The following is a 1,921-nucleotide window of genomic DNA, read 5'->3' on the forward strand; positions in this document are numbered from 1 at the left end:
CTGGCCCGCCCGCCCCGCACGCCGGCCGAACAGGTGCTGTGCGGCCTATTCGGCGAAATCACCGAGGTGCCAGTGGTCGGCATCGATGACAATTTCTTCGAACTCGGCGGCCATTCGCTGCTGGCGATGCGTCTGATCGGGCGAATCAGGGCGGTATTGGGTGTCGATCTGCCGATCCGCACCCTGTTCGAAGCGCCGACGGTTGCCGAACTGGCGGACCGGCTGGACGGTTCCGCAGCCGATACCGGCGGTTTCCTGGCGCCGTTCCTGGCGCTGCGCCGGACGGGAGGACATCCGCCACTGTTCTGCGTGCATGGCGGGGCCGGCATCGGCTGGGGCTATGCCGGGCTGGCCCGCCATCTGCCGGACCGGCCGATCTATGCGTTGCAGGCCGGAGGGCTGCGCGACCCCCGCGCAATCCCCGCCAGCATTGCCGCGATGGCCGAGGATTACATCGCCCATATCCGGACGGTGCAGCCCGTCGGTCCTTATCACCTGCTGGGCTGGTCGTTCGGCGGTGTCGTCGCCCATGCCATGGCGGTGCGCCTGCGCGCGGCGGGGGAGACGGTCGGCCTGCTGGCGCTGTTGGACAGCCATCTGCCGGGCGACCGGCCGGCAGTGGCGGAATCCGGTGCCGACCTGCCCGGCAGGATCGCCCGCCGCTATCTTCAGATGCTGGGCTCGACCACCGACGAGATCGGCGACGGACCGCCGGACCTGCCGGCGATTGCCGCCCGGCTGCGCGCCTCCGGCGATGTGTTGGGCGCCCTGCCCGATGACCGGCTGGCGGTCCTGTTGGAGGTGGCCGAAGCCAATCTGCGGCTGGCCGATGCCCACCGGCCCGAATGCCATGACGGCGATATCCAGTATTTCGCTGCCGTCCAGCCGGATGGCGGCCACCCGGCCGATCCCTGGGCGGCCCATGCGACCGGGCAGGTGCAGGTCCACGATATCCCATGCGGCCATTTTGAAATGCTGCACCCCCCGGCGCTCGACCTGATCGGCCCTCGGCTCGCCCTGATCCTGGAACAGCCGATCGCCGCCCTGCAAAACGGTATCATGGAACCAGCATGCTGATTGCCCAATCCCCTTCTCAAGCGTCATCGCATCGTCGTGAAGGACCCGTTCTGACATGGTTGCCATATGGCGCCGGCAATCCGGATGCCGCGGTCCGGCTGTTCTGCTTCTCCTTTGCCGGCGGCGGCGCATCGGTCTATGCCCGCTGGCCGCACAGCTTCCCGGCCGACATCGCCGTATGCCCGGTACTGCTTCCCGGCCGCGAAGGGGCCTTCGCCCAACTGCCCTTCGACCGGCTGGACCTGTTGCTCGACCGGCTCGTCGCCGATATCGGGCCGATGTTCGACCGTCCCTATGCCCTGTTCGGCTATAGTCTGGGCGCGCGCATCGCCTATGCGCTGGCCCATCGGTTGGTGCGGCAGGGCTATGCCCCGCCGGTTCACCTGACCGTCGCCGCGGCCTATGCCCCATCGGTGCCGCCCTTTCGCCGCGGGGTCCACCTGCTGCCGCGGCCGGCGCTGCTTGAGCATCTGCGCCATCTCGGCGGGACACCACCCGAGGTGCTGGCCGATCAGGAACTTGTCGACCTGATCCTGCCGGCGGTGCGGGCCGACTTCGCCTTGGTGGAGTGCCCGCTGCCGCTTGAGCCGCTTGCCTGCCCGATCACCGCCTGCGTCGGCGATGACGACACATCAGCCACGCCGGATCTGGCCGCCGGCTGGGCGCGGCAGACCGGTGCCGGTTTCCGGCTGCGCCGCTTTGCCGGCGGCCATTTCTTCATCCGCGAGCAGGTCAGGGCGCTGATCGCCGGCACGGTGTCGGATATCACCGAGGCGATGGCCGATGCGACCATTGCACGAACGGGCGACATGAAGTGGAAATACAAACCACAGGAAGCATCAGA

General features: G+C 68.5%; 2 protein-coding genes. Both read left to right on the forward strand.

What is annotated here, in order from left to right; genetic code table 11:
- Nucleotides 1–1,077 (forward strand): alpha/beta fold hydrolase (locus I71_RS25415; protein ID WP_042700371.1); only part of this gene is annotated, 1,077 nt, incomplete at its 5' end.
- Nucleotides 1,078–1,136: 59 nt separating this feature from the next.
- Nucleotides 1,137–1,921, forward strand: a 785-nt coding sequence (locus I71_RS25420; protein ID WP_049976325.1) for a thioesterase II family protein, incomplete at its 3' end; no start/stop codon positions are given.

It is taken from the genome of Azospirillum sp. B506 (assembly GCF_000333595.1).
Lineage (GTDB): Bacteria > Pseudomonadota > Alphaproteobacteria > Azospirillales > Azospirillaceae > Azospirillum.